Origin of the sequence: Acidiphilium sp. 20-67-58 (assembly GCF_002255515.1) — a bacterium.
Classification (GTDB): domain Bacteria; phylum Pseudomonadota; class Alphaproteobacteria; order Acetobacterales; family Acetobacteraceae; genus Acidiphilium.
Genome location: NZ_NCAS01000002.1, coordinates 187,520 through 212,133 on the forward strand (window position 1 = coordinate 187,520; position 24,614 = coordinate 212,133).

Genomic DNA, 24,614 nt, shown 5'->3' on the forward strand with positions numbered 1-24,614 from the left:
AAATGAACCTAAATTATTCAGAAACAGACGCTTTATTGATCAAATCGAGGTTTTCTCGGTCATTTTTATAGGCAATTATCGATGATTTCGCTTTACCGATTTTGTGGTGCGCTGCACTATCGTTCGTGGAGTGGGGAATGGTTCTTCGCTCCGCCGTGTGACTGGCGTTTCCTCCCTGAACTTGGCCCGCTGGCCTTTTCGCCGGCGGGTTTTTTTTCGCCCGGGAGAAAGGCGCGATGACCCGCCGGCGAGAACTGACAGACCTGACGGCCTGTCGCGCCCTCTTCGCACTCTGGGTCTTCGCCTATCACGTCAATCTGCAGGCAGGGTATGCCGGCTGGCTCGGCCCCCTCGCACCGGTGATTACCCATGGCTATCTCGGGGTCGATGGCTTCTTCATTCTCTCCGGGCTGTTGCTGACGCGGGTGGATCAGGACATCCCTCTCACCATGCGCGGTGCGGCTCGATTCTGGGGAAAGCGCCTGGCGCGGATCTATCCGGTGCATCTTGCGGTGATCGTCCTGCTCGGCGCGGTGTTCCTGGCCGGAAAAGCTGCCGGCGTGACGCCGCGCGAACCGCCGCGGTTCTCCGGGGTGGCGTTGCTCTGTCATTTGTTGCTGGTGCAGGGCTGGGGAACGCTGAACCATTGGGCGTGGAACTATCCCTCCTGGTCGATCAGCACCGAATGGGCCGGCTATCTCATGTTTCCGCTGTTGATTGCGGCCTCCAGGACATTTTACCAGGCAGCCTTCGTGATTTCCCTTCCCCTCTGTTTCATGGTTCTGGCCCTCGTCGCCGAAGTGTTCGGCGGGCTCAATCTGACCTTTGGCGCCTCCTTGCTGCGGTTTTTCCCGGAATTCGTCGCCGGCATGGCAACAGCGGTCTTCATCCCCATCATCGCCGACGCAGCGCCCAACCGGATGATCGCCCTCATCGGTGGTCTCGTTGCGCTCTTCTTTGCGGCCACCGGCCACGATGCCATGACCGTTCTCGGGCTCTGGCTGATGTTGTTCGGTTTTGGCATGCAGGGAGACGCCGGCCTGCCGGCTTGTCTCGGCGCCATTCGCCCGCTGCGGGCCATGGGCGTGTTGTCCTATGCGTTCTACATGAGTTTTGCGCCGGCCGAACTGATGACCGCGCAGCTGTTCCGGCATCTCGGCATCGTCCGCGCAGCGGCGCCGCTCGCGGTTGCGGGGACGCTGGTGGCACTCACTGCGGGCCTCGCCGTGCTGTTGCACCTGCTTGTCGAGAAGCCCGCGCGGATCGCCTTCAACCGCGGTTTGGACCCTGAACGCGCGGCGGCTCTGGCCGAGGGCAGCGTGGCGCTGTAATCAGGCTTCCGACCCCAACCGATCAGGACTCATCATGCGTCTTTCCCGCTCGCTCATTCCCACTCTCAAGGAAACGCCCGCCGAAGCGCAGATCGTCTCGCACCGGCTGATGCTGCGCGCCGGGTTGATCCGCCAGCAATCGGCCGGCATCTATGCCTGGCTGCCGGCGGGGCTGCGGGTGCTGCATAACATCGCCAACATCGTTCGCGAGGAACAGGCTCGCGCCGGCGCGCAGGAAATCCTGATGCCGACGATCCAGTCCGCCGAACTCTGGCGGGAAAGCGGGCGCTACGATGCGTATGGCCCGGAGATGCTGCGCATCCGCGACCGTCACGATCGCGAGATGCTCTACGGCCCGACCAACGAGGAAATGCTGACCGCGATCATGCGCGATTCGGTGCAGTCCTACCGCGACCTGCCGCAGATGCTCTACCAGATCCAGTGGAAATTCCGCGACGAGGTGCGTCCGCGCTTCGGCGTGCTGCGCGGACGCGAATTCTTCATGAAGGACGGCTACAGCTTCGATCTCGATTATGAGGGCGCGGTCGAAAGCTACCGGCGGATGATGCTGGCCTATATGCGGACCTTCAAGCGCATGGGCGTGCGCGCAGTGCCGATGCGCGCCGATACCGGCCCGATCGGTGGCAATCTCTCGCATGAATTCCACATCTTGGCGCCGACCGGCGAAAGCGGTGTGTTCTACGATTCGAGCTTCGAGACGATCGAACTCGGTGATGATGCCTATGACTACGAGGCCCGCGCCGATCTCGACGCGTTTTTCGACCGCATGACCTCGCTCTATGCCGCGACCGACGAGAAGCACGACGAGGCCGCCTGGGCGAAAGTGCCCGAGGATCGGCGCCGCGAGGGCAGGGGGATCGAGGTTGGCCAGATCTTCTATTTCGGCACCAAATACAGCCAGGCGATGAATTTCGCCGTGGTCGGGCCGGACGGCGCGCGCGTGCATCCCGAAATGGGCAGCTACGGTATCGGCGTTTCACGGCTGACCGGTGCGATCATCGAGGCGAGCCATGACGAGGCGGGGATCATCTGGCCTGATGCGATCTCGCCATTCCGCGCCTCGATCCTCAATCTCCGCCAGGGCGATCAGGTGACCGACGCGCTCTGCGAGCGGATCTACGACGCCCTCGGCCGCGATGCGCTCTATGACGACCGCGAGGCCCGTGCGGGCGAGAAATTCGCCGATGCCGACCTGATGGGCCATCCCTGGCAGGTCATCGTCGGCCCGCGCGGCGCGGCGAAGGGCCAGGTCGAGCTCAAGCACCGCCGCACCGGCGAGCGCGCCGAACTCGACATCGATGCCGCCCTCGCGAAAGTGCGCGCCTGATGTTTTCCGCCTTCGAGCGTCGGGTCGCGTTCCGTTACCTCCGCGCCCGCAAGGGCGAGCGGTTCGTCTCGATCATCGCCATATTCTCGCTGATCGGCATTGCGCTCGGGGTGGCGACGCTGATCATCGTGATGAGCGTGATGAACGGTTTCCGGCAGGAATTGCTGGCGCAGATCCTCGGACTCAACGGCGATATCGGCGTCTACGGCGCCGGTCACAACATCACCCAATACGACGCGGCGGCCGGGCGGCTCGAAAAGATCCCGGGCGTGATCAGTGCCATCCCCATCGTGCAGGGTGAGGTTCTGATGACCGGGCCGCATGGTGGCGCGATCGGCGGGGTGGCGCGTGGCATCCAGCCTGGCGGGCTGGCGAAGCTGCGAACCGTCTCGCATCATATCGTCGCCGGCTCGCTGAAGGATTTCACCGGCGGCGATATCGCGATCGGCGCCGGCGTCGCCAGCCAACTCGGCATTTCACGCGGTGGCGCCATCACCCTCGTGCTGCCGCAGGGCGATGCCACCATCATCGGCACCATCCCGCGCATCCAGAGTTTTCATGTCAGCGCGATATTCCGCACCGGCATGGCGCAATACGATTCCAGCTTCGTCTTCCTGCCGCTCGCCTCGGCGCAGACGCTCTTCCGCGCGCAGGACGCCGCGACGCAGATCCAGCTTTTCGTGAAGAACCCCGACAATACCGCCCCGATCAAGGCCGCCATCCCGAAGGCGATGGGCGGCGCACCGGTCAACGTGGTGGACTGGCAGGACAGCAACAACGCCTTCTTCGCGGCGGTCAATGTCGAGCGGAACGTGATGTTCCTGATCCTTACCCTGATCATTGTCGTTGCCGTGTTCAACGTGGTGTCCTCGATGATCATGATGGTGAAGGACAAGACCGCCGATATCGCCATCCTGCGCACGATGGGGGCGACTTCTGGCTCGATCATGCGGATTTTCTTCATGGTCGGCGCGTCGGTCGGCGTGATCGGCACGATCGCCGGCTTCGGGCTCGGCGTTGTCTTTTGCGCGTATATCGAGCAGATCCGCCAGTTCGTGCAGGGGCTGACCGGCACGCAGCTCTTCAACCCGACGGTCTATTACCTTGAATCCCTGCCGGCGAAACTGGTCTGGAGCCAGGTGGTCGAGGTCGTGGTGATCGCCATCGGCCTGTCCTTCGTCGCCACGCTCTATCCGAGCTGGCGGGCCGCGCGAACCGATCCGGTGGAGGCGTTGCGCCATGAGTGAGGTTCTGAAACTCGAGGGTGTCGTCCGCACCTTTCATGGCGAGGGCGAGGATCTGCACATCCTGCGTGGCGCCGATCTTTCGCTGCGCAACGGCGAGATCGTCGCACTCGTCGCCCCTTCCGGTTCCGGCAAATCCACCCTGCTGCACCTCGCCGGGCTTCTGGAGAAGCCCGATGCCGGCACCATCCGGATCGGCGGGATCGATACCGCCCGCCTGTCGGATTCCGAAAAGACCACGCTCCGCCGCAATGAAATCGGCTTCGTCTACCAGGCGCATCATCTGCTGGCGGAATTCACCGCGCTGGAAAACGCGGCACTGCCGCAGCTCATCGCGGGGCGCGCCCGCAAGGATGCCGAGGCCCGCGCGGCACATCTGCTCGAGGCGTTCGGCCTTGCTGCGCGCGCGCAGCATCTGCCGGGCAAGCTCTCGGGCGGCGAGCGCCAGCGCGTTGCCATTGCGCGCGCCATGGCGAACGCACCGAAGCTCCTGCTCGCCGACGAGCCGACCGGCAATCTCGATGTTGCCACCGCTGATCTCGTCTTTGGCGAATTGCTGCGGGTGGTGCGGCATGAAAACATCGCGGCGCTGATCGCCACCCACAATCCCGATCTTGCGGCACGCATGGATCGCGTGGTGATGCTGCGCGATGGCCATCTCGTCGATGGCTGAACAACAAGGGGAGACACCGTCAATGGCAGAACTCGACAGCAGCGCCGCCACGGCGCTTGAGCTCATCCGTGCCGCGGGCCGCCCGCCGGCCGACCAGTTGAGCCCGGCCGAAGCGCGGATCGGCTACCTGCAGGCGCGCGGCGCCCTTTCGCCCCAGCCTCCGGCAATCACGCAGGTGCGCGATCTCGACGCCCAGGGCCGCAACGGCGCCATCCCTCTCCGCCTCTATCGCGATGGGGACGATGCCACCGCGCGCGGCTGCCTCGTGTATTTCCACGGTGGCGGCTGGGTGATCGGCGATCGCGACACGCATGACGTTGTCTGCCGGCAGATCGCGCAGCGCAGTCGCGCGGTGGTCATCTCGGTCGATTATCGGCTCGGCCCTGAACACAAATTCCCCGCCGCCGTCGAGGATGCGATCGACGCCACGGCCTGGGTCGCGACCCATGCCGATGCACTCGGCATCGACGCGAAGCGCCTCGCCGTCGGCGGCGACAGCGCGGGCGGCAACCTCGCCGCCGTCGTCGCGATCGACGCGCGCGACAATGCCGGCCCTGCCATCGCGCTTCAGGCGCTGGTCTATCCCTCGACCGACATGCTGGGCTCGACCGCGAGCCACGAGGCCTTCGGCGAGAACTACATGCTGACGAAAGCGATGATGACCTATTTCCGCGCCCACTACCTCCGCTCGGAGGCAGACAAGGCGGACTGGCGGGCCTCGCCGATGCGTGCCGCCCGGCATGACCGCCTGCCGCCGGCTCTGGTCATCACGGCCGGCTTCGATCCGCTGCGCGACGAGGGCGAAGCCTATGCGCGACATCTTGCGGAAATCGGAATTGCGGTCACGCTGCGGCGCTTTCCAGGGCAGATCCACGGCTTCCTGACGATGGGCCGGGTCATTCCCGAAGCCGGCGAGGCGGTTGGCGAAATCGTCGCGGCGATGGCGGCCCGTGGCATCTGACGTAACCGAGAGGCCGCGCGGACGCTGGCGCGGTCTCGTCTTCCGCGGCTACGACATCGCGGTGGACGCGGTCATCCTCGGTGTCATCCCGCTGATGCTCGTCGCCCTCGCCTTCGCGTTCCTCGAGGCGGTCGCCAGCACGATCCATCTCTTTCCCGATTTCCGGGCCGAGACGATGGACACATTCACCCTTCGCGTGCTGGTCGAGCAGATCCTCGACGTCGTCATCCTCATCGAGCTGTTCAACACCTTCATGGATTATGCGCGCACCAGGCGCATCAGGTTGTCGACGCTGCTCGACGTGACGATCGTCTTTTCCCTCCGCGAGGTGCTGATCAAGCTCTATGGCCAGAAATTCTCGGCCGAAGATATCCTGACACTCGTCGTCGTCATCATCGTGCTGGTGATCGCGCGCAGCATCACGATGAGGTTTTCGCCCCATCAGCAGCCTCGCGCCTGAGTTCGAGGTCGAGCCATTCGGCCTCGAGCGCGGCGAGCCGCTCCTGTACCCCGCCTACGGTTTCGCTGGCCTTGCGGAACCCGTCAGGGTCGCGGGTAAAGAAATTGGCATCGGCGAGGCGTGCCTCGTGCTTGGCGATTTCGGCCTGAAGCCCCTCCATCTCGCCTTCGAGCTGCTTCAGCCGGTGCCGGTCGCGGAAGGAAAACGCCGAAGCCGCGGCCTTGGGCTTGGGTGGCGTCGCGGCTTGCTTGCGCGGCGTTGCCTCGCGCGTCTCACGCGTGCCGCGCTGGGCCAGCATGTCCGCATAGCCGCCGGCATATTCAACCCATCGCCCGTCACCTTCCGCCGCGAGCGTGGAGGTCGCGATGCGGTCGAGAAAGTCGCGATCGTGGCTGACCAGCAGCACCGTGCCAGCATAGTCGGACAGCATGTCCTGCAGGATGTCGAGTGTTTCGAGGTCGAGATCGTTGGTTGGTTCGTCGAGGATCAGCAGGTTCGAGGGCCGCGCCATCGCGCAGGCCAGCAGCAGCCGGCCGCGCTCGCCGCCCGAGAGCGTGCCGACCGGCGTGCGCGCCTGTTCGGGGCGGAAAAGGAAATCCTTCATGTAGCCAACGACATGACGAAACTGCCCGCCGACCTCGACCATGTCACTCCCGCCGCCGGTCAGCGTGTCGGCCAGTGTGCGGGCAGGGTCGAGGGCGGCGCGCTGCTGGTCGAGCGTCGCCACGGCCAGGTTGGTGCCCTGGGTGATCGTGCCTGTGTCCGGCTCGATCTGCCCGGTCAGCAGCCGGAGCAGCGTGGTCTTGCCGGCACCGTTCGGCCCGACGATGCCGAGCCGGTCGCCGCGCAGCACCCGCAGCGTCAGGTCGCGGATCACGCAGCGCTCGCCGAAGGATTTCGTAACGTTCTCGGCATCGACGACGATCTTGCCGGAGAGTGTCGCGGCACTCGTCGTCACGTTCATCTCCCTCGCCTCGCGCCGCTCCTCGCGCTTGCGGGTCCGCAGGGCAGCGAGTTCGGCAACGCGGCGGACATTGCGCTTGCGCCGCGCCGTCACGCCATAGCGCATCCAGTCTTCCTCGCGCACGATGGCGCGGGAGAGCTTCTGCGCGTCGCGCTCTTCCTGTTCGAACACCTCGTCGCGCCAGGCCTCGAAATGCGAGAAGCCGCGATCGATCCGGCTGGTCCGGCCGCGATCGAGCCAGACGATGCTGCGTGTCACCGTCTCCAGCAATCGCCTGTCATGGCTGATCAGCACGATGCCGGCGCGCGAGGCCTTCAGTTCGGCCTCCAGCCATTCGATCGCCGGCAGGTCGAGATGGTTGGTCGGTTCGTCGAGCAGCAGTACGTCGGGCTCCGGCGCCAGCACCTTGGCCAGCGCGGCCCGGCGCGCCTCGCCGCCGGACAGGCGGGCGGTGCTCTCGGCGCCGGTCAGCCCGAGCCGATCGAGGCAGGCGCGGGCCCGGTGCCCGTCCACGTCCGGATCGAGACCGTCGAACACGTAATCGAGCACGGTCGGGAAGCGGGTGAGGTCCGGCTCCTGCGGCAGGTAGCGCAGGGTGGCGCCGGGCTGCAGGAACCGTGTGCCGGAATCGGCCTCTGCCAGACCCGCTGCGATTTTCAGCAGGGTGGACTTGCCCGATCCGTTGCGCCCGACCAGGCAGATGCGCTCGCCTGCGGCAATGCCGATTTCCGCGCCATCCAGCAGCGGTGCGCCGCCGAGCGAGAGCCTTATGTCTTGCAGGTTGAGCAGGGGAGGGGCCATGCGCGCCTTGTGGCCAATCGCGGATCGCATGGCAAGCGAGCGCCGATCGGAGTATGAGAGCGCCGTCATGATCCGCCTGACCGAAATCCGCCTGCCGCTCGACCACACCCCCGACGCCCTGCGCGATGCGGTGCTTGCCCGCCTTGGCATCGGTGAGGCGGCGTTGCGCGGCTTCACCGTGTTCCGCCGCGCCGTTGATGCCCGGCGCAAGGCCGCGATCGTCCTGACCTATACGATCGACGTCGAAGCCGAGGACGAGGCGGAGCTTCTCGTACCGGCTTCCGCAATCCCGCCCGCCGGCGCGCCGGCCCATCGTTATTGGCACCGGTCCCTGCGGCATCTTTGCCGCCCTCATCCTCGCCCAGGCAGGGCTGCGCCCGCTGATCCTCGAACGCGGCAAGGTGGTGCGTGAACGCACGAAGGATACCTGGGCGCTCTGGCGCCGCGGCGTGCTGACGCCCGAATCCAACGTCCAGTTCGGCGAGGGCGGGGCAGGAACGTTCTCCGACGGCAAGCTCTACAGCCAGATCAGCGATCCCAACCATCTCGGCCGCAAGGTGCTGACCGAATTCGTCGCCGCCGGCGCGCCCGAGGAAATCCTCTACGTCGCGCATCCGCATATCGGCACGTTCCGCCTCGTTGGCATGGTCGAGACCATGCGTGCGACGATCGAGCGGCTCGGCGGGGAATACCGTTTCGGCGCGAAGGTGACCGACCTTGTCATCGACACCGCCGGCGACGGCCGCCAGGTGCGCGGCGTGGTGCTGGAGTCCGGCGAGACGATCGAGACCGACCACGTCATTCTCGCCATCGGCCATTCCTCGCGCGACACCTTCGCCATGCTGCGCGACCGCGGCGTTCATCTGGACAAGAAACCCTTCGCCATCGGCTTCCGCATCGAGCATCCGCAATCGGTGATCGACCGTGCCCGCTATGGCGATCATGCGGGCCACAAGCTGCTCGGCGCTGCCGACTACAAGCTGGTGCATCACGCGAAAAACGGCCGTAGCGCCTACAGTTTCTGCATGTGCCCCGGCGGCACCGTGGTCGCCGCCACGTCTGAGCCCGGGCGCGTCGTGACCAACGGCATGAGCCAGTATTCGCGCAACGAGCGCAACGCCAATGCCGGGATCGTGGTTGGCATTTCGCCGGAGGATTTTCCGGGCGATGTTCTGGCCGGCGTCGAGTTGCAGCGCCGTCTCGAAACGGCAGCCTATGTGGCGGGTGGATCGAACTACAACGCGCCGGGGCAACTCGTCGGCGATTTTCTGGCCGGCCGCGCCTCGACGGATTTCGGTGCCGTGATCCCGTCCTACCGGCCCGGCGTCACCCTCACCGACCTGTCGGCACTGCTCCCGGATTACGCCATCGAGGCAATCCGCGAGGCTTTGCCCGCATTCGGGCGAAAAATTCCCGGCTTCGACCGTGACGATGCGGTGCTGACCGGTATCGAAACCCGCACCTCGGCGCCCATCCGCATCACCCGTGGGGCTGATGGCCAGAGCCTCAACACGCGCGGCCTGTTTCCCGCCGGCGAAGGCGCGGGCTATGCCGGCGGCATTCTCTCGGCGGGGGTCGATGGTATCCGCGCTGCCGAGGCTGTTGCCCGCAGCCTCGGCTGAGGCGGCGTTACCCTGCCGAAAGGGCTCTACCGGCCGAGAGCCCGGCGCACGCCCTGCAATGCGGTCAGCAGCGCCGAACTGCGCGAGACGCAATAACGCGGCACGACATTGCCGCCAAATCCGCTCAGCATCAGATGGTTTGGCAGCGCGCCATCCACCACGTGGATATTGTCCATGTCGAAGATGCGATTCGCCGCTGCCGCATCCTGAATGGCGCGCCAGATCAGCAGGTTGATGGCACCGAAATGGGCTGACGTGTCCCGTGCCGACATGAAGTAGAACTCACGGCGCTTGCACCAGACCGTCAGGATTGCGGCCTCCGGAGTATTGTCGGGCCTGATCGCGGCCAGCACCCGCCCGCGCCGGCGCCGCAGAACCTCGCCTGCCAGCGCCGCCAGCGTCGCGTCATCGTAATGGTTCCTGCGGTCGTTCCGGCGCAGGCAATCCCTGTAGAAATCGAGGAAGCGCCCCGGTTCGTCCCACGCCGTCACGGTCAGCCTGTCGCCCCCGCGGCGAATGGCATTGCGGGTCTTGTCCCGCATCGCCTTCCACAATTGCTCTTCCGGGCGCGGCGCAATTTCGACCGACCATTGCACTGTGCTCAGAAATCCCGCCTTGTCGAACGCCAGCGTATTGGCGGTTTCCGGATGCAGCCTGAACCAGACATGCGCAGCCTTGGGAAGCTGGGCGATCAACTGGCTGCAAATCTCGATACCCTTCGTCGATTTGACGGCCCCGGGGGGATCGAACTCCGCAGCGATCGCCGGGCCCAGGCAGTGCGTGAGATCGGGAATCCGCACGACGTCGAAGCTGCGCGCCCGGCGCTGGACAACAAAGGGCAACCGCCCCGCAAGACGTCCGCCGGATTCGACGATGACCTCTCCGAACGTTCCGCCTGAAGCGGCTTCGAGCCACCATGGTTCGTGGAACACGGTAGGGGATAACGCGGAGGTTCCCGATACGGTGCCGCTCACGCCAAGATCCATGATTTTCCTCCTCGGAAAATCAATAGGCGTGGTCGCGGACGTTAGCGATGTTTCAGTTTGTCAACAATAATGAATGTTCGCATATTGAAATATGTATGAATAGTTAATGAATATCAGCGTGAACGAAGAGAGAAAATCACATGTTCACCGGAATGGACATACTAACATCAAGCAAATGTGATTATCGAGATTGTCCGAAACAAGCCGGGTTCGCCACTCCTGCCGGGCTGGCCGGCCAGCAGACATCTTCTTTCAGGAAGCTGGTAAATAATCATCCAAAGGCCGCGCGTGTTCCGTCTCGGCATCAGTCAGCGGCTAGAGCACGTTCCGATCCTTTTGGATCGGATGTCATGCTCTATCATACTGATAAACCGAGTATCTTTATCCGATCAGATGATTCCATCTGATCGGATGATGCTCTAGGCCGCTCAGATCTGGTCGCGGAGCGTCACGATCACTGGGACATGGTCGGAAGGTTGCGGCTTGTCCCGCTCCTCGCGCGCGACACGCACCGCGTCGAGCCGTTCTGCCACCCGCGGCGAGAGCAGCGCATGGTCGATCCGCAGCCCGCGGTCGCGCTGCCAGGCGCCGGCCTGATAGTCCCAGAACGTGTAAAGCGTTTCGTCCGGATGCAGCGCCCGCAGCGCATCGGTCAGGCCAAGCCAGATCAGTGCGCGGAACGCTGCCCGGGTTTCCGGACGCACCAGCGCATCATCCGCCGGCAGCGCGCCTTTGGCGAGATCGGCATCGGTCGGGCAGACATTGTAATCGCCGGCCAGGATGAAATCGCGATCATGCTCAAGCAGGGAGGCGGCGTGAAGGCGCAGCTTTTCCATCCAGTCGAGCTTGCCGGCGAAACCCTCGGCGCCACCGGAGTTGCCGTTGGGCAAATAAAGATTGCCGACCAGCAGCCCCCTGGTCTCGATCTCGATGAACCGCGCCGCAGCGTCCTCCGCCTCGCCGGGCAGGCGGCGATGCCTCACCGTTACCGCCTCGCGCGAGAGCACCGCAACGCCGTTATACGCCTTCTGCCCGACGATCTCGGCGTGGTATCCCTCCGCCTCGAAGATTGCGGCGGGAAACTGCGCCGCCTCGCACTTGATTTCCTGCAGCAGCAGCAGATCCGGCTGCTCGCGCTTGAGGAAGTCAGCGACAAGCCCGGCCCGCGTGCGCGCCGAGTTGACGTTCCAGGTTGCGATCCGCACGCCGCGCTCAGTCGACCGAGAAGGACGAGCCGCAGCCGCAGGACGAGGTCGCGTTCGGGTTGCCGACGGCGAAATAGGCGCCCATCAGCGTGTCCTTGAAATCAAGCTCGGCGCCGTCCAGCAGGTCGAGGCTCGCGGGGTCGACGATCACCTTCGCGCCGCCGCGCTCGAACACCACGTCATCGGCTGCCACCTCGCGGGTGAGATCGAACTTGTATTGAAACCCGTTACAGCCGCCCGCCAGAACTTCGACCCGCAGGGCCGAATCGGGGTTTTCCGCCGCAACGATGGCGGCAATCCGCGCCGCCGCCGCCTCACTGATCCGGAACCGGTCCATCGTCTCGCTCATGGAGGGGAATATAGGCGCTCATCCGCCGGATCGCCAGCGTCGCTTGGACAAGCCTGCGCTCTCCTAGTAAGCCGGGGCCATGTCACTCGCCCCCTATGCCGCCCGCGCCGGGGCCTCGCGCGGCCGCCAGCATCCCGAACCCGAAAGCGCGACCCGCTCCCCCTTCGCGCGCGACCGCGACCGCGTGCTGCATTCGGCCGCCTTCCGCACATTGCAATACAAGACGCAGGTCTTCGTGATCCACGAGGGCGATTTCTATCGCACGAGGCTGACCCATAGTCTGGAAGTGGCGCAGATCGCCCGCAGCATCGCCCGCGGCCTCCGGCTCGACGAGGACCTGACCGAAACCCTCGCCCTTGCGCACGATCTCGGCCACCCGCCCTTCGGCCATGCCGGCGAGGCCGGGCTGAACGATGCGCTCGGCGAGCATGGCGGCTTCGATCACAACGCCCAGAGTCTGCGCACCGTCACCCTGCTGGAGCGCCGCTATGCCGGGTTCGACGGTCTGAATCTCACCTGGGAGTCGCTCGAAGGCCTCGCCAAGCATAACGGCCCGCTGACCGCGCCACCCGCCTATATCGCCGCCTTCGATGCCGCCTATCCGCTCGATCTCGCCCGCCAGGCCTCGGCCGAGGCGCAGGTCGCCGCTCTCGCGGACGATATCGCCTATCACGCCCATGACATCGATGACGGGCTGCGTGCCGGCCTGTTCACGGCGGACGATCTTGCCGCTGTGCCGATCATCGGCGCCACCCTGGCAGAGGCCCGCGCCCTGACGGCCGACCCGGTCCGCATCCGCGCCCATGCCGTGCGGCAGATGATCGGCGTGCTGGTCAGCGGCGCGCTGGCCGAAAGCCGCCGCCGGATCGCCGCCCTCGCACCCGCCGATTCCGACGCGGTGCGCGCTTGCCCCGACCCGGTGATCGGCTTCGCGCCGGAGCTTGCGGCAGAGAATGCCGAAATCCGCCGCTTCCTGTACGCGCGGATGTATCGCCAGTGGCGCGTCAACCGGATGACCCACAAGGTCGAGCTCGTGGTGCGCGACATGGCCCGCCTGCTGCTCGCCCGGCCGGACCTGCTGCCCGATGACTGGCGCAACGCCGCCGGCGCGCCGCGCAGCATGGCGGCGGCCGAGGCGGTGCGCGACTATATCGCCGGCATGACCGACCGCGCCGCGCTCGACGAGCATCGCCGCCTGACCGACCCCCATTCTCCCGCCTGAGGTTTCCGCATGTCCCACAACATCTTCACCGCCCTGCGCCGGCTGATCCTCGCCGAGATGGCGCGTCTGTTCCCGGCCCTCGATGCGGAGGTGCAGGCGCGGATCGAGGTGTCGCCGACGCGCGAGGCAGCGCATGGCGACATGGCGACCAATGCCGCGCTGATCGCCGCCAAGCCGCTCGGTCGCCCGCCGCGCGAGATCGCCGCGGCCCTCGCCGCGGCGCTTGCGGCGCTGCCGGACATTGCGAAGGCCGAGCCTGCCGGACCCGGCTTCGTCAACCTGACCCTGGCCGATCCGGTCTGGCACGCCGAGATCGCCGCCATCCTGCGCGCCGGCGAAACCTTCGGCGCGAGCGCGATGGGGCAGGGGCGGCGCGTCAATGTCGAATACGTCTCCGCCAACCCGACCGGCCCGCTCACCGTCGGCCATTGCCGGGGCGCCGTGGTGGGCGACGCTCTGGCCTCGCTGCTGGCCAAGGCCGGGTATGATGTCACCCGCGAATACTACATCAACGATGCCGGCGCGCAGGTCACCGCACTCGCCTGGTCGGTCTACTGGCGCTATTTGCAGGCCCTCGGCACTCAACTCACCGAGCCGGATTTTGCCGCGGCGACCCCGACCGGCCTGCAATATCCGGGTGATTACCTGGTCCCGGTGGCGGAGACGCTGGTCGCCGCCCATGGCGATGCGCTTGCCGGCCCCGGCCTGTCCATCGCCCCCGCCGAGGCCTGGCTCGACACCGTCCGCCGCCACGCGATCGAGTCGATGATGGCGCTGATCCGTGAGGATCTCGCCGCCCTGAACGTCCGCCAGGACGTCTTCACCAGCGAGGCGGCGCTGATCGCCGCGGGCGGCGTGGAGCGCGCCGAGGCGATCCTGCGCGGGCAGGACCTGCTCTACGAGGGCGTGCTTGAGCCGCCGAAAGGCAAGACGCCGGAAGATTGGGAGCCGCGCGAGCAGACACTGTTCCGCGCCACCGGCTTCGGCGATGATGTCGATCGCCCGGTGCGCAAGTCGGACGGCTCGAATACCTATTTCTTCAACGACATCGCCAACCATGCCGACAAGATGGCCCGCGGCTTCGATACGATGATCGATGTCTGGGGGGCCGATCACGGCGGCTACGTCAAGCGGATGCAGGCGGCGGTGAAGGCGCTCGCCGCCGGGCGCGACGCCTCGCTCGACATCGTGCTCTGCCAGATCGTCCGCGTGATGAAGGACGGCACGCCGATGCGCATGTCGAAACGCGCCGGCACCTATATCGAGCTGCGGGACCTGATCGACGCGGTGGGGCCGGATGTGGTCCGCTTCATCATGCTGATGCGCAAATCCGACGCGCAGATGGAGTTCGATCTCGATGCCGCGGTGGCGCAGACGCGGGAAAACCCGGTTTTCTACGTGCAATATGCCCATGCCCGGTGCCGCTCGGTGCTGCGCGCCGCAGCCGAGATGCCCGAACTCGGCGAGACCGCCGATGCCGCCCTCGCGGAGGCCGCGCTCGACAGCCTGACTGCGCCCGAGGAACTGGCGCTGGTCCGCCGCCTCGCCGCCTGGCCACGCCTCGTCGAATCGGCAGCACAGGCACGCGAGCCGCACCGAATCGGATTTTTCCTGTATGATCTCGCTGGTGATTTCCATGCGCTGTGGAATGCTGGCCGTGCCGATACAACATTGCGCTTCATTCAGGCCGAGGCGGCCGAGGCCAGCCGGGCGCGGCTCGCGCTGGTGGCGGCAACCGCGGTGGTCATCCGCTCCGGCCTCGCCGTGATGGGCGTTGCCCCGGTCGAGGAGATGCGCTGAGCGGCACCGGCCGCCCGGAGAGATGATGGACCGACAGGATTACGAAGACGAGATCGACATTCCGCCCTATGCCGTGCGGCGTCCGCCCACGCGCGGGTTCGATCCTGAAATGCGCAGGATCGCGCTCATCGCCGGCGGCTTCGCCGGGGCGATCGTCCTCGTCGCGCTGATCTGGGGTGGCGTGCGTCCGCGTCTCGGCCCGCCGCCTGTGATCAAACCGCCGCCGGGGCCGATGCGGACGGCGCCTTCCAATCCAGGCGGTCTTCAGGTGCCCGGCGCAAACGAGCAGATCATGTCCGGCACCACGGCGTCCGGCCCGCCCCAGCTCGCGCCGCCGACACCCCAGCCTGATTTCTCCAAGCTCGCCGCCGAGGCGAAGCCGGTGCAACCTGCACCCAAATCCGCTGCCTCCTCCAGTTCTGCGGCTGCCCCCTCGGCACCCTCCGGGTCGCCCGAGCCCAGTTCGGCGGTGGCGCTGCCGCCACCGCCACCGCTGCCGTCGGCAAACCCCGCACTTGAAGCGAAAACCGCTGCCACACCACCCGCGGAGGCACCACCTGCCGCCCCGCCGGCTGCTGCAGCAGCCGCCGCGCCGAACCGGCAGATCGGCAAGGCGATGCCGACGATCATTCCACCGAAACAGGCCGCCAGTGCCGGTCCGCATGACATCCAGCTCGGCGCCCTCGTCTCGATGGCGAAGGCCAACGAGGCCTGGCAGATTCTGCTCGCCCGCGTGCCCGACCTGCTGGCCGGCCGCAGCCCTGTGGTGGTGCCCGGGACGGTGAACGGGCAGACCTTCTACCGGCTGCGCCTTGGCGGCTTTGCCAGCGCCGCTGACGCTGCCGCCTTCTGCGACCGGCTCAAGGCGCGCCATGTCGCCTGCTACGTTCCGCCGAAGTGAGACATCGACCATGAAGGCCGCCATACTCGGCATCGCCGGCACTACCCTTGCGCGGGAGGAACGCGCGCTGTTCGCCGAGCATCCGCCGGCGGGCGTGATTTTGTTCGGCCGCAACATCGTCGATCCCGCCCAGCTGCGCGACCTCGTGGCCGCCCTGCGCGAGGCACTCCCCGCGGAGGCGGTGCTGATGGTCGACCAGGAAGGCGGCCGCGTGGCCCGGCTGCGCGCGCCGCACTGGCCCGAGCTGCCACCCGCCGCCCGACTGGGCGCAATGTTCGCCGCTGACCCGGACGCCGCCCGCAACGCCGCCCGCGCCCACGGCGCCGCGATCGGCGCGATGGCCCGCGAGGCGGGGTTCGACGTTGTCGCCGCGCCGGTGCTCGATGTCCCGGTTCCGGGCGCGCATGACGTGATCGGCGATCGCGCGATCGCCGCCGACCCCGCCGTGGTCGGTGCGTTGGGGGCTGACATCGCCTGGGGTCTGATATTCCAGGGCGTCGTGCCGGTGATGAAGCACATGCCTGGCCACGGCCGGGCGGGGCTCGACAGCCATCACGGCTTGCCGCGCGTGACCGCTGTGGAACTCGATGCCGATATCGCGCCCTTCGCGGCAAATCGCGACCTGCCCTGGGGCATGACCGCGCATATTCTCTACGAGGCGCTCGACCCGGCCAATCCGGCGACATTCTCGCGCCGGATCATCGAGGACGTCATTCGCGGGCGGATCGGCTTCCACGGCATCCTGGTCAGCGACGACCTCGCGATGGGCGCGCTCGACGGCACGCCTGACTCCCGCGCCCTGCGCGCGCTTGCCGCCGGCTGCGACCTCGCGCTCTATTGTCCCGGCGAGTTCACCGCCAACCGCGCGGTGCTCGAAGCCGTGCCGGATCTCGACAAGGCGCTGATCCCCCGCCTGAAACTGACGGCGGCGCCATGATCCAGAACCCCATCCTATCGGTGGCGATCAGCGTGCTCGCCGCGATTCCGGCGATCGTGCTGCATGAACTCGCGCATGGCTACGCCGCGCTCGCTCTGGGCGACCGGACGGCAAGGCACGCCGGGCGGCTCTCGTTCAATCCGCTGCGTCATGTCGACCGGTTCGGCACCGTGATCCTGCCGCTGTTTCTCATTGCCAGCCAACTCCTGACCATCGGGCGGATCGACTTCATGTTCGGCTGGGCGAAGCCGGTTCCGGTCGACCCGACCGGTTTCCGCGATCCGCGGCGCGGCATGGCGATCGTCGCCGCCGCTGGCCCGCTGTCGAATTTCATCCTGGCCCTTGCCGCGGCCTTCGCCATCGCCGCCTTCGGGACTGTGCCGGTGCTTGGCGATTTCCTGCTCTATTTCCTGCTCTTCAACATCGTCCTCGGCCTGTTCAACCTGCTGCCGCTGCCGCCGTTCGATGGCGGGCGGATCGCCGTCGGCCTGCTGCCGCTGCCCGTCGCCCGGATGCTCGCCCGCGTCGAGCGGCTCGGCATCCTGCTCATCCTCTCGGTGATCTTTGTCCTGCCCGCGCTGCTCGGCCAGTTCGGCATCCGCTTCAACCCGGTATCGGACGCGCTCGGCCTTTGGGTGCCGCGCGTCGCCACGTGGTTCCTCCACCTTGCTGGCGTCAATGCCGGATTCTGACCCCGGCCCGCAGCCCGAACCCCTCGAAGCTTTCATCGTCCGCTTCGAAGGGTTCGAGGGACCGCTCGACCTGCTGCTGGAACTCGCCCGCAGCCAGAAGGTCGATCTCGCCAATGTCTCGATCCTCGCCCTCGTCGAACAATATCTCGCGATCGTCGAGGGAGCACGGCGGGTACGGCTGGAACTCGCGGCGGACTGGCTGGTCATGGCGGCCTGGCTTGCCTGGCTGAAATCCCGCCTGCTGCTGCCCGAAGACGAGACCGCCGCCGAGGAGGGCGAGATCGCCGCCGACGTTCTCGCCGCGCGCCTCCAGGCACTCGAGGCGATCCGCGAAGGGGCCGCCTGGCTCGGTGCCCGGCCACAGCTTGGCCACGACGTCTTTCCCCGCGGTGCGCCTGAGGATTTCACCGAGATCGACCGCTCGCGGCTGCGCGTCGACCTCACCTCGCTGCTGACAGCCTATCTCGCCGCCCGCCGCAGGTCCGGCGCGAAGCGGCAATACCGGCCGAAGCCGATGAATTTCTGGTCGGTGCAGCAGGCGCTGGAACGCCTGACCCGGCTGCTCGGCGCCACGCGGGACTGGACCGATCTCGCCGGCTTCCTGCCGCCCGAACTGCCCGATTCGCCCGAACCGCCGCTTGCCCGTCGCGCCGCCCTTTCCAGCACGTTGCTGGCCGGTCTCGAACTGGCCCGCGACGGCCAGCTCGCGCTCCGCCAGGAGCAGCCTTTCGGTCCCATCCAGATCCGCCCCGGCCCGGAGCCAGAACCCGACCATGAATGATACCGCCCCACCCAGCTCCAGCCCGCCCAGCTCCCGCCCACACGCTGAACGGCTGATCGAGGCGGTGATCTTCGCAAGCCGCGAACCGGTGCCGATGCGCACCCTTGCCACCCTGCTGCCCGAAGGCGTGGATCTCGACACCGTGCTGGCGACCCTCCGCGCCCGCCACGAGGGCGGCGGAATCGAACTCGTCGAGGCAGGGCAGGGGATGATGTTCCGCACCGCGCCGGATCTCGCGCCCTCACTTCGCCGAGTGGTAGAAATCCCCCGCCGCCTGCCGCGCGCGGCGATGGAAACGCTCGCCGTCATCGCCTATCACCAGCCGGTCACCCGTGCCGAGATCGAGGAGATCCGCGGCGTCAGCCTCTCGCAATCGGCGCTCGACGCGCTGCTGGAGGCCGATCTGGTCACCCCGGCCGGCCATCGCGAGGCGCCGGGCCGCCCGGCGCTCTGGGCGACAACGCCGCATTTCCTGGTCCAGTTCGGCCTCAAAACGCTGCGCGATCTGCCCAAGCGCAGCGATCTTCTGGTCGAACCGGCCAGCCCGGCCCCGGCCGATCCTTGACCTCGGGCGCAGGACTGCTAGCAGAGAGGCCGGTTTAAGCGGACGGATATGCTCGGATTTTCCTGGCCAGAGATTGGCGTGATTTTGATGGTGGCGCTTGTCGTCATCGGACCGAAAGACCTGCCGGTGGCGATCCGCACGGCAACCGCCGGGCTGCGCAAGATGCGCGGCCTCGCCAGCGAGTTCCAGGGCCATGTCCAGGAACTCATGCGCGAGGCCGATCTCGCCGATATCGGCAATGATCTGCGCAATCTCCGTAATTTCGATCTCGGCAGCACGATCGAGCGTCATGTCGACCCCGATGGCACCATTCGCAGCAGTTTCGACCCGATGGACGGCGACAGTTTTGCCGTTCCCTCGGCCGCCGATGCCGCGATCGAGGGGGCGGCGGATGACGAGTTGCCGCCCGACATGCCTGCTTTCGTCCCGCCTGACGCGGTGCGCGCCCGCCCGGTGCCCGCCTTCATTCCCCCCGGCACGCGACTCTGGTAGGGCTGCCGCATGACATCTGACGAGACCGAAACGCCGCAGAACGCGGACCCGATCAACGACAAGGAAATGCCGCTGCTCGACCATCTGGCCGAGTTGCGCCGCCGCCTGCTCTGGTCCGGCCTCGCCTTTCTCGCGGCCTTTCTCGTATCGTATTACTACGCACAGCCGATCTATCACTTCCTCGCCCAGCCGCTCGTCAACATCCTCAAGGAGCGAGGACAGAAGCCGGAACTCGTCTACACCGCGCTCTACGAAGCGTTCTTCACCTATGTGAAGGTCGCGATCTTCGCCGCCGCGTTCATTTCCTTCCCGGTCATCGCCTCGCAGATCTGGCTGTTCATCGCGCCTGGCCTGTACCGGTCGGAAAAACGTGCATTGCTGCCCTTCCTCATCGCCACCCCGGTGCTGTTTTTCGCCGGCGGTGCGTTGGCATATTATGTCATATTTCCAAACGCTTGGAAGTTTTTCCTAAGTTTTCAAACCAATCCGCACGACGCCAGTTTCCAGATCAACGTGCTGCCGCGCGTCTCCGACTATCTCAATCTGGTGATGAAGCTGATTTTCGCTTTCGGCATCTGCTTCGAGTTGCCGGTGCTGCTGACGCTGCTCGGCCGGGTCGGCATCGTCAACGCGGCGGCGCTGAAGAAATACCGCCGCTATGCCTATGTCGGCTGCTTCATCGTCGCGGCGATCCTCACGCCGCCCGATGTCTTCACCATGACCGGCCTCGCGGTGCCGCTGATCGCCCTGTTCGAGCTGTCGATCTTCGCGGTGAAGATGGTCGAGCCGAAAGCCGAGGTTTCAGAAGATGCATGACCTGAAAGCCATTCGCGACGATGCCGCGGCCTTTGCCGCCGCGATGCGCCGGCGCGGGATCACCGGTCCCGAATTCCCCGGTTATCCGGCCGAAGGGGCAGAGCACCCCATAATGGCGCTCGACCGTCAGCGGCGCGATGCCCAGACCGGGCTGCAAACCCACGAGACCCGCCGCAACGAACTTGCCCGCGCTATCGGGCAGGCCAAGCGCGGTGGCGAGGATACGACGGCCCTCGAAGCCGAAGGCGCCGCGCTGCGCCAGTCGATCGAGACAGCCAACGCCTATTTGGCGGAATCGGCGCGGAAGCTGGACGAGATGCTCGCTGTCCTGCCCAACATCCTCGACGCCGACGTGCCCGATGGCCCCGACGAGTCCGCCAATGCGGAGCAAAAGCAGGTTGGCGCGCCGCCCGCGTTCGATTTCGCGGCAAAGCAGCATTTCGAACTGGGCGAAGCTCTCGGCCTGATGGATTTCACCGGTGCTGCCAAGCTCGCCGGCGCCCGCTTCACGGTGCTGCGCGGCGATCTCGCCCGACTCGAACGCGCCCTCGGCCAGTTCATGCTCGACCTGCATGTGAGCGAGCATGGCTATACGGAGGTTTCGCCGCCGCTGCTCGTCAACGACGCGACGATGTACGGCACCGGCCAGCTCCCGAAATTCGCCGAGGACCTCTTCCGCACCACCGACGGGCGCTGGCTCATCCCGACCGCCGAGGTTCCGCTGACCAACCTCGCTGCCGGTGAGATTCTCGATGCCGCCAGCCTGCCGCTGCGCATGACGGCGCTGACCCCGTCGTTCCGCTCCGAGGCCGGCTCGGCCGGGCGCGACACCCGCGGAATGTTGCGCCAGCATCAATTCTGGAAGGTCGAGCTCGTCTCGCTCACCACGCCGGAGGCCAGCGCCGACGAGCACGAGCGGATGACACGCTGCGCCGAAACCGTGCTGGAGCGCCTCGGACTGCCCTATCGCCGTATGCTGCTCTGCTCCGGCGATACCGGTTTTTCTTCGGCCAAGACCTATGATCTAGAGGTCTGGATGCCGGGGCAGGGGACCTATCGCGAAATCTCCTCCTGCTCGAACTGCCGCGGCTTCCAGGCCCGCCGCATGAACGCCCGCTATCGTCCTGTCCAGACCGGCCCGAAACCGGCAAAGCCAGATTTCGTCCACACGCTGAACGGCTCCGGCGTTGCAACCGGCCGCGCCCTGATCGCGGTGATGGAGACGTATCAGAACGCCGATGGCTCGATCACGATTCCCGAAGCCCTGCGCCCCTATATGGGAGGGCGCGACCGGATCGGCTGACCTCGCAGCCTATTGACCGCGGCGGCCAGCCGCTCATATTCGATGCACAGAATATGAATGCACGAGGAGGCTGCGATGGCTCTGCGCCCCGAGATATTGCCGTTTTTCGACCCCGCGACGAGCACGATCAGCTACATCGTGGTCGACCCCGCGACATTGCGTGCCGCGATCATCGATTCGGTGCTCGACTACGATCCCAAGGCCGGCCGGGTTTCCACCAAATCCGCCGATGCGCTGATCGCCGCGGTACGCGAGCGCGCCCTCACCATCGACTGGATTCTCGAAACCCACGTTCATGCGGATCATTTCTCGGCAGCGCGCTACATTCAGCGCAGCCTGGGCGGAGGGGTGATCGGCATCGGCGATCAAATCGCGCCGGTACAGGAAAATTTCGCCGATATATTCGATCTAGGCCCCGATTTCCCTACGGATGGACGGCAATTCGACCATCTGTTCCGGGATGGCGAACGCTTTGCGATCGGCACGATCGAGGCAGAGGCCATCTATACTCCCGGCCATACGCCGGCCTGCATGTCCTATCATGTGGGCGATGCCGTCTTCGTGGGTGACACGCTGTTCCAGCCTGATTATGGCACCGCCCGCTGCGATTTTCCCGGCGGCGACGCCCACGCGCTCTATCGTTCTGTCCAGCGTCTCTACACCCTGCCGGATGAAACCCGGGTCTTTACCGCGCATGACTACCAGCCCGGCGGCCGCCCTCCGCAATGGGAGAGCACGATCGCGGAGCAGAAGGCAAAGAACCTGCAGATCAACGCCGGCATCGGCGAGGCGCAGTTCGTCGCCATGCGCGAGGCGCGGGATGCAACCCTCGCAGCCCCGGTACTGATCCTGCCATCGCTGCAGGTGAACATCCGTGGTGGCGACCTGCCGGACCCCGGGCCGAACGGACGGCGCTACCTCAAGATTCCGCTCAACACGCTCTGACGGCGAGGACCTGGCCGCATGCTGCTTCCCGTGCTCTTTCGCACGCGCTTCACTCCGCTGCCTGATCTCGCGGGCGGGCTGATGATCGGCGCCTCCGCCGCCCTACTCTGGGTCGGCATCGGCCGGATCGCCGGCATTACCGGTATCGCCGGCGACCTGATTCAGCGCAGCGGGCGGGAGTGGCGGCTCGCTTTCATCTCCGGCCTGGTGCTCGCCGGCCTGCTTGCCCGTGCCGCCGGTGCTGCGCCCGCCATCCATGTCGCCGCTGGTCTGCCGGTGATGATCGGCGCCGGCCTTCTGGTCGGTATCGGCACCGCACTCGGCGGCGGATGCACCTCCGGCCATGGCGTCTGCGGCCTCGCCCGCGTCTCGCCGCGCTCGATCGTGGCGACGCTGGTCTTCCTCGGCATCGCCGGCCTCGTGGTTTTCCTCACCCGTCATCTTGGAGCCGCCTGATGCGCCAGACCTTGGTCGCCCTCGCCGCTGGCCTGCTTTTTGGCGCCGGGCTTCTGCTCTCCCGCATGGTCGATCCCGCCAAGGTGCTCGGCTTTCTTGACATCGCCGGGCATTGGGACCCGAGCCTCGCCTTTGTCATGGGGGGTGGCGTGATCGTCGCGGCAGCCGGATTCGCTCTTGGCAAGCGCCTGGGCAAACCGCTGGCTGGCGGGCATTTTCCGCTGCTGCGGCGCAGCGGGATCACTCCGCGCCTTGCAGGCGGGGCCGCGATATTCGGGATCGGCTGGGGGCTGGCCGGTCTTTGCCTTGGCCGGGCCATAACCGCTCTGTCGCTCGACCCGCTAGCGATCTGGCCATTCGTGGTCGCGATGTTCGTGGGGATATGGATTGTCCGCGGGCTGGATGCCGCGCGTCAGTCGCAGCCCCCCGCCTTGTCGACGCCGGCGGTGCAGAACAGGCGGTAGATCAGCCCGACCAAATCGCGCGCCGCGTCGCTGCCCAACGCGTAATAGATCGTCCGCGAATCACGGCGAGTCGTGACCAGCCCGTCCTGTCGCAGTCGCGCGAGCTGCTGCGACAGATGCGCCTGGCGGATGCCCAGCTCCCGTTCGAGCTGTCCCACCGAGGCCTCGCCATGTGTGAGATGGCAAAGGACCATCAGCCGGTGCGGGTTGGCGATGCACCGCAGGAACTGTGCCGCGGTGGTCGCGTTTTGCATCATCGCATCGAGTTCAATCTCGGTTTCGCTGTCGACCGCCATCGTTTTCAGTTCGCCAGTCCGCAGCGAACCACCGGCTGCCAGGGGTGCGTGCTGACCCATTTCTTTGTCCCCGTAATCAAACTCTCTTTAACGAGACGAAGTATGGTCCGGTCGGCAACGATTTGGCAATATCAAAGACCTGATCCAGCGGTGGCAAAATGAGACCCAAGGGCTGAGCCGGTCGCGAAGCTCCCACGGCCTGCGCCGGCCAGGGACGGCCATGCGGTGAGCTTCAGGCGCCGATCAGCCCAAGCTCCGGGCTCGACGCCTCGGCCCGCAGCCGTTTCGGGATGCGGCCGGCAGCGCGGGCACCATACCCGGCCTCCACCGCTGCCCGCATCGCCGCCGCCATGCGCACCGGATCATGCGCCCGGGCGATCGCGGTATTGAGCAGAACCGCGTCGCAGCCGAGTTCCATCGCCAGCGTCGCGTCCGATGCCGTGCCGATCCCGGCGTCGAGCACCACGGGCACCGCGCTCTGCGCGCAGATTCGCTCGATATTGTAGGGGTTGGCGATGCCAAGCCCGGAGCCGATCGGCGATCCCAGCGGCATCACCGCTGCTGCCCCGAGATCGGCCAGCTTGCGGCAGAGGATGGGGTCGTCGGTGCAATAGGGCAGCACGGTAAAGCCGGCCTTCACCAATACGCCGGTCGCTTCGATCAGCAGTTCGGCGTCGGGATACAGGGTTTCCCGGTCGCCGATGATTTCGAGCTTGATCCAGTCGGTCTCCAGCGCCTCGCGCGCCAGTTCGGCGGTCAGCACCGCGTCGCGCACGGTCGAGCAGCCGGCGGTGTTCGGCAGCAGCCGGTAGCGCCCGCCCAGCGCGTCGAGCAGCGAGCCGCCATAGGCATCAAGGCTGATCCGCCTGATCGCCACGGTGACCAGCGACGGGTCGGCTGCCTCCAGCGCGTCAAGCAGCACCTGCTGGTTCGGATAGGCGCTGCTGCCCATGAACAGGCGCGAGCCGAGCCCGACGCCGGCAATCTCGAATCCGCTCAT

The 24,614-nt window shown here is 66.3% G+C and carries 25 protein-coding genes and 1 pseudogene; 20 read left to right on the plus strand and 6 right to left on the minus strand.

Annotated features, from left to right (window positions below; genetic code table 11):
- Positions 1-236 precede the first annotated feature (236 nt).
- Genes B7Z76_RS01825 through B7Z76_RS01850 form a run of 6 tightly spaced genes read left to right on the plus strand, consistent with a single transcriptional unit; the run spans position 237 to position 6,017 of the window.
- The gene (locus tag B7Z76_RS01825; RefSeq protein WP_291341807.1) at positions 237-1,331 is read left to right on the plus strand and encodes an acyltransferase; all 1,095 of its coding nucleotides are present in this window, start codon (positions 237-239) and stop codon (positions 1,329-1,331) included.
- A gap of 34 nt (positions 1,332-1,365) precedes the next feature.
- Entirely contained in the window at positions 1,366-2,679 is a 1,314-nt protein-coding gene (gene proS, locus B7Z76_RS01830) for a proline--tRNA ligase (protein ID WP_174502272.1), read from the plus strand.
- The gene (locus B7Z76_RS01835) at positions 2,679-3,926 is read left to right on the plus strand and encodes a lipoprotein-releasing ABC transporter permease subunit (protein WP_174502271.1); all 1,248 of its coding nucleotides are present in this window, start codon (positions 2,679-2,681) and stop codon (positions 3,924-3,926) included. Before proS ends, B7Z76_RS01835 begins: the two co-directional genes overlap by 1 nt.
- The gene (locus tag B7Z76_RS01840; RefSeq protein WP_174502270.1) at positions 3,919-4,596 is read left to right on the plus strand and encodes an ABC transporter ATP-binding protein; all 678 of its coding nucleotides are present in this window, start codon (positions 3,919-3,921) and stop codon (positions 4,594-4,596) included. Before B7Z76_RS01835 ends, B7Z76_RS01840 begins: the two co-directional genes overlap by 8 nt.
- 22 nt (positions 4,597-4,618) lie before the next feature.
- Positions 4,619-5,557, plus strand: coding sequence for an alpha/beta hydrolase (locus B7Z76_RS01845; protein WP_291341808.1), 939 nt, complete (start codon positions 4,619-4,621; stop codon positions 5,555-5,557).
- Positions 5,547-6,017: a phosphate-starvation-inducible PsiE family protein gene (locus B7Z76_RS01850; protein ID WP_174502268.1), complete on the plus strand. Its 471-nt coding sequence runs from the start codon at positions 5,547-5,549 to the stop codon at positions 6,015-6,017. The genes B7Z76_RS01845 and B7Z76_RS01850 overlap by 11 nt, the downstream gene beginning before the upstream one ends.
- On the opposite strand, the gene B7Z76_RS01855 is transcribed toward B7Z76_RS01850, so the two are convergent.
- Positions 5,977-7,782 carry an ABC-F family ATP-binding cassette domain-containing protein gene (locus B7Z76_RS01855; protein WP_291341809.1) on the minus strand — a complete coding sequence of 602 codons (1,806 nt, stop codon included), beginning with the start codon at positions 7,780-7,782 and terminating at the stop codon, positions 5,977-5,979. The two genes, B7Z76_RS01850 and B7Z76_RS01855, sit on opposite strands and share 41 nt — an antisense overlap.
- Positions 7,783-7,849: 67 nt before the next feature.
- On the opposite strand from B7Z76_RS01855, the pseudogene B7Z76_RS01860 reads away from it, so the two are divergent.
- Positions 7,850-9,404 (plus strand): annotated as a pseudogene (locus B7Z76_RS01860) (NAD(P)/FAD-dependent oxidoreductase).
- Positions 9,405-9,430: 26 nt separating this feature from the next.
- Here the strand turns inward: B7Z76_RS01860 and B7Z76_RS01865 are convergent.
- The 3 genes from B7Z76_RS01865 to B7Z76_RS01875 form a co-directional block, all read right to left on the minus strand.
- On the minus strand, positions 9,431-10,390 hold the full coding sequence (locus B7Z76_RS01865) for a GNAT family N-acetyltransferase (protein ID WP_291341810.1): 960 nt from the start codon (positions 10,388-10,390) through the stop codon (positions 9,431-9,433).
- A gap of 428 nt (positions 10,391-10,818) precedes the next feature.
- On the minus strand, positions 10,819-11,595 hold the full coding sequence (locus B7Z76_RS01870; protein ID WP_291341811.1) for an exodeoxyribonuclease III: 777 nt from the start codon (positions 11,593-11,595) through the stop codon (positions 10,819-10,821).
- A 7-nt stretch (positions 11,596-11,602) separates the two neighbouring features.
- Positions 11,603-11,944, minus strand: coding sequence for an iron-sulfur cluster assembly accessory protein (locus B7Z76_RS01875; protein WP_291341812.1), 342 nt, complete (start codon positions 11,942-11,944; stop codon positions 11,603-11,605).
- 79 nt (positions 11,945-12,023) lie between these two features.
- Between B7Z76_RS01875 and B7Z76_RS01880 the strand changes: the two genes are divergently transcribed.
- The 13 genes from B7Z76_RS01880 to B7Z76_RS01940 all read left to right on the plus strand — a co-directional run bounded on the left by B7Z76_RS01880 (position 12,024) and on the right by B7Z76_RS01940 (position 23,318).
- A complete protein-coding gene (locus tag B7Z76_RS01880) occupies positions 12,024-13,166 on the plus strand; it encodes a deoxyguanosinetriphosphate triphosphohydrolase (protein WP_174502263.1) in 1,143 nt (380 codons plus the stop codon).
- Between the two features lie 9 nt (positions 13,167-13,175).
- The gene (locus B7Z76_RS01885) at positions 13,176-14,966 is read left to right on the plus strand and encodes an arginine--tRNA ligase (RefSeq protein ID WP_291341813.1); all 1,791 of its coding nucleotides are present in this window, start codon (positions 13,176-13,178) and stop codon (positions 14,964-14,966) included.
- A gap of 22 nt (positions 14,967-14,988) precedes the next feature.
- The gene (locus tag B7Z76_RS01890) at positions 14,989-15,867 is read left to right on the plus strand and encodes an SPOR domain-containing protein (protein WP_174502261.1); all 879 of its coding nucleotides are present in this window, start codon (positions 14,989-14,991) and stop codon (positions 15,865-15,867) included.
- A gap of 10 nt (positions 15,868-15,877) precedes the next feature.
- Positions 15,878-16,804, plus strand: a complete 927-nt coding sequence (gene nagZ, locus B7Z76_RS01895; protein WP_291341814.1) for a beta-N-acetylhexosaminidase — start codon at positions 15,878-15,880, stop codon at positions 16,802-16,804.
- Positions 16,801-17,496 carry a site-2 protease family protein gene (locus B7Z76_RS01900; RefSeq protein ID WP_174502259.1) on the plus strand — a complete coding sequence of 232 codons (696 nt, stop codon included), beginning with the start codon at positions 16,801-16,803 and terminating at the stop codon, positions 17,494-17,496. The genes nagZ and B7Z76_RS01900 overlap by 4 nt, the downstream gene beginning before the upstream one ends.
- Positions 17,483-18,277: a ScpA family protein gene (locus tag B7Z76_RS01905; protein ID WP_174502258.1), complete on the plus strand. Its 795-nt coding sequence runs from the start codon at positions 17,483-17,485 to the stop codon at positions 18,275-18,277. The genes B7Z76_RS01900 and B7Z76_RS01905 overlap by 14 nt, the downstream gene beginning before the upstream one ends.
- Positions 18,270-18,842, plus strand: coding sequence for an SMC-Scp complex subunit ScpB (gene scpB, locus B7Z76_RS01910; RefSeq protein WP_174502257.1), 573 nt, complete (start codon positions 18,270-18,272; stop codon positions 18,840-18,842). Before B7Z76_RS01905 ends, scpB begins: the two co-directional genes overlap by 8 nt.
- Before the next feature lie 48 nt (positions 18,843-18,890).
- Positions 18,891-19,334: a twin-arginine translocase TatA/TatE family subunit gene (locus B7Z76_RS01915; protein WP_174502256.1), complete on the plus strand. Its 444-nt coding sequence runs from the start codon at positions 18,891-18,893 to the stop codon at positions 19,332-19,334.
- Between the two features lie 9 nt (positions 19,335-19,343).
- Entirely contained in the window at positions 19,344-20,150 is an 807-nt protein-coding gene (gene tatC, locus B7Z76_RS01920; RefSeq protein WP_174502255.1) for a twin-arginine translocase subunit TatC, read from the plus strand.
- A complete protein-coding gene (gene serS, locus B7Z76_RS01925; RefSeq protein ID WP_291341815.1) occupies positions 20,143-21,453 on the plus strand; it encodes a serine--tRNA ligase in 1,311 nt (436 codons plus the stop codon). Before tatC ends, serS begins: the two co-directional genes overlap by 8 nt.
- Positions 21,454-21,528: 75 nt before the next feature.
- On the plus strand, positions 21,529-22,398 hold the full coding sequence (locus B7Z76_RS01930) for an MBL fold metallo-hydrolase (protein WP_174502253.1): 870 nt from the start codon (positions 21,529-21,531) through the stop codon (positions 22,396-22,398).
- Positions 22,399-22,416: 18 nt separating this feature from the next.
- A complete protein-coding gene (locus B7Z76_RS01935; RefSeq protein ID WP_174502252.1) occupies positions 22,417-22,854 on the plus strand; it encodes a YeeE/YedE family protein in 438 nt (145 codons plus the stop codon).
- Complete coding sequence (locus tag B7Z76_RS01940; protein ID WP_291341816.1) at positions 22,854-23,318, plus strand: DUF6691 family protein; 465 nt, start codon at positions 22,854-22,856, stop codon at positions 23,316-23,318. Before B7Z76_RS01935 ends, B7Z76_RS01940 begins: the two co-directional genes overlap by 1 nt.
- Here B7Z76_RS01940 and B7Z76_RS01945 read toward each other — a convergent pair.
- Together B7Z76_RS01945 and B7Z76_RS01950 are read right to left on the minus strand one after the other, a co-directional pair.
- Complete coding sequence (locus B7Z76_RS01945) at positions 23,267-23,674, minus strand: metalloregulator ArsR/SmtB family transcription factor (protein WP_291341817.1); 408 nt, start codon at positions 23,672-23,674, stop codon at positions 23,267-23,269. The genes B7Z76_RS01940 and B7Z76_RS01945 overlap by 52 nt on opposite strands.
- Before the next feature lie 172 nt (positions 23,675-23,846).
- Complete coding sequence (locus B7Z76_RS01950) at positions 23,847-24,614, minus strand: thiazole synthase (protein ID WP_174502249.1); 768 nt, start codon at positions 24,612-24,614, stop codon at positions 23,847-23,849.

Excerpts from the sequence above, each read along its gene's own strand:
- B7Z76_RS01825 (WP_291341807.1), top strand. The coding sequence starts at position 237 with ATGACCCGCCGGCGAGAACTGACAGACCTGACGGCCTGTCGCGCCCTC.
- proS (WP_174502272.1), top strand. The coding sequence starts at position 1,366 with ATGCGTCTTTCCCGCTCGCTCATTCCCACTCTCAAGGAAACGCCCGCC.
- B7Z76_RS01835 (WP_174502271.1), top strand. The coding sequence starts at position 2,679 with ATGTTTTCCGCCTTCGAGCGTCGGGTCGCGTTCCGTTACCTCCGCGCC.
- B7Z76_RS01840 (WP_174502270.1), top strand. The coding sequence starts at position 3,919 with ATGAGTGAGGTTCTGAAACTCGAGGGTGTCGTCCGCACCTTTCATGGC.
- B7Z76_RS01845 (WP_291341808.1), top strand. The coding sequence starts at position 4,619 with ATGGCAGAACTCGACAGCAGCGCCGCCACGGCGCTTGAGCTCATCCGT.
- B7Z76_RS01855 (WP_291341809.1), bottom strand. The coding sequence starts at position 7,782 with ATGGCCCCTCCCCTGCTCAACCTGCAAGACATAAGGCTCTCGCTCGGC.
- B7Z76_RS01865 (WP_291341810.1), bottom strand. The coding sequence starts at position 10,390 with ATGGATCTTGGCGTGAGCGGCACCGTATCGGGAACCTCCGCGTTATCC.
- B7Z76_RS01875 (WP_291341812.1), bottom strand. The coding sequence starts at position 11,944 with ATGAGCGAGACGATGGACCGGTTCCGGATCAGTGAGGCGGCGGCGGCG.
- B7Z76_RS01880 (WP_174502263.1), top strand. The coding sequence starts at position 12,024 with ATGTCACTCGCCCCCTATGCCGCCCGCGCCGGGGCCTCGCGCGGCCGC.
- B7Z76_RS01885 (WP_291341813.1), top strand. The coding sequence starts at position 13,176 with ATGTCCCACAACATCTTCACCGCCCTGCGCCGGCTGATCCTCGCCGAG.
- B7Z76_RS01890 (WP_174502261.1), top strand. The coding sequence starts at position 14,989 with ATGATGGACCGACAGGATTACGAAGACGAGATCGACATTCCGCCCTAT.
- nagZ (WP_291341814.1), top strand. The coding sequence starts at position 15,878 with ATGAAGGCCGCCATACTCGGCATCGCCGGCACTACCCTTGCGCGGGAG.
- B7Z76_RS01900 (WP_174502259.1), top strand. The coding sequence starts at position 16,801 with ATGATCCAGAACCCCATCCTATCGGTGGCGATCAGCGTGCTCGCCGCG.
- B7Z76_RS01905 (WP_174502258.1), top strand. The coding sequence starts at position 17,483 with ATGCCGGATTCTGACCCCGGCCCGCAGCCCGAACCCCTCGAAGCTTTC.
- scpB (WP_174502257.1), top strand. The coding sequence starts at position 18,270 with ATGAATGATACCGCCCCACCCAGCTCCAGCCCGCCCAGCTCCCGCCCA.
- B7Z76_RS01915 (WP_174502256.1), top strand. The coding sequence starts at position 18,891 with ATGCTCGGATTTTCCTGGCCAGAGATTGGCGTGATTTTGATGGTGGCG.
- tatC (WP_174502255.1), top strand. The coding sequence starts at position 19,344 with ATGACATCTGACGAGACCGAAACGCCGCAGAACGCGGACCCGATCAAC.
- serS (WP_291341815.1), top strand. The coding sequence starts at position 20,143 with ATGCATGACCTGAAAGCCATTCGCGACGATGCCGCGGCCTTTGCCGCC.
- B7Z76_RS01930 (WP_174502253.1), top strand. The coding sequence starts at position 21,529 with ATGGCTCTGCGCCCCGAGATATTGCCGTTTTTCGACCCCGCGACGAGC.
- B7Z76_RS01935 (WP_174502252.1), top strand. The coding sequence starts at position 22,417 with ATGCTGCTTCCCGTGCTCTTTCGCACGCGCTTCACTCCGCTGCCTGAT.
- B7Z76_RS01940 (WP_291341816.1), top strand. The coding sequence starts at position 22,854 with ATGCGCCAGACCTTGGTCGCCCTCGCCGCTGGCCTGCTTTTTGGCGCC.
- B7Z76_RS01945 (WP_291341817.1), bottom strand. The coding sequence starts at position 23,674 with ATGGGTCAGCACGCACCCCTGGCAGCCGGTGGTTCGCTGCGGACTGGC.
- B7Z76_RS01950 (WP_174502249.1), bottom strand. The coding sequence starts at position 24,614 with ATGAGCGGATTCGAGATTGCCGGCGTCGGGCTCGGCTCGCGCCTGTTC.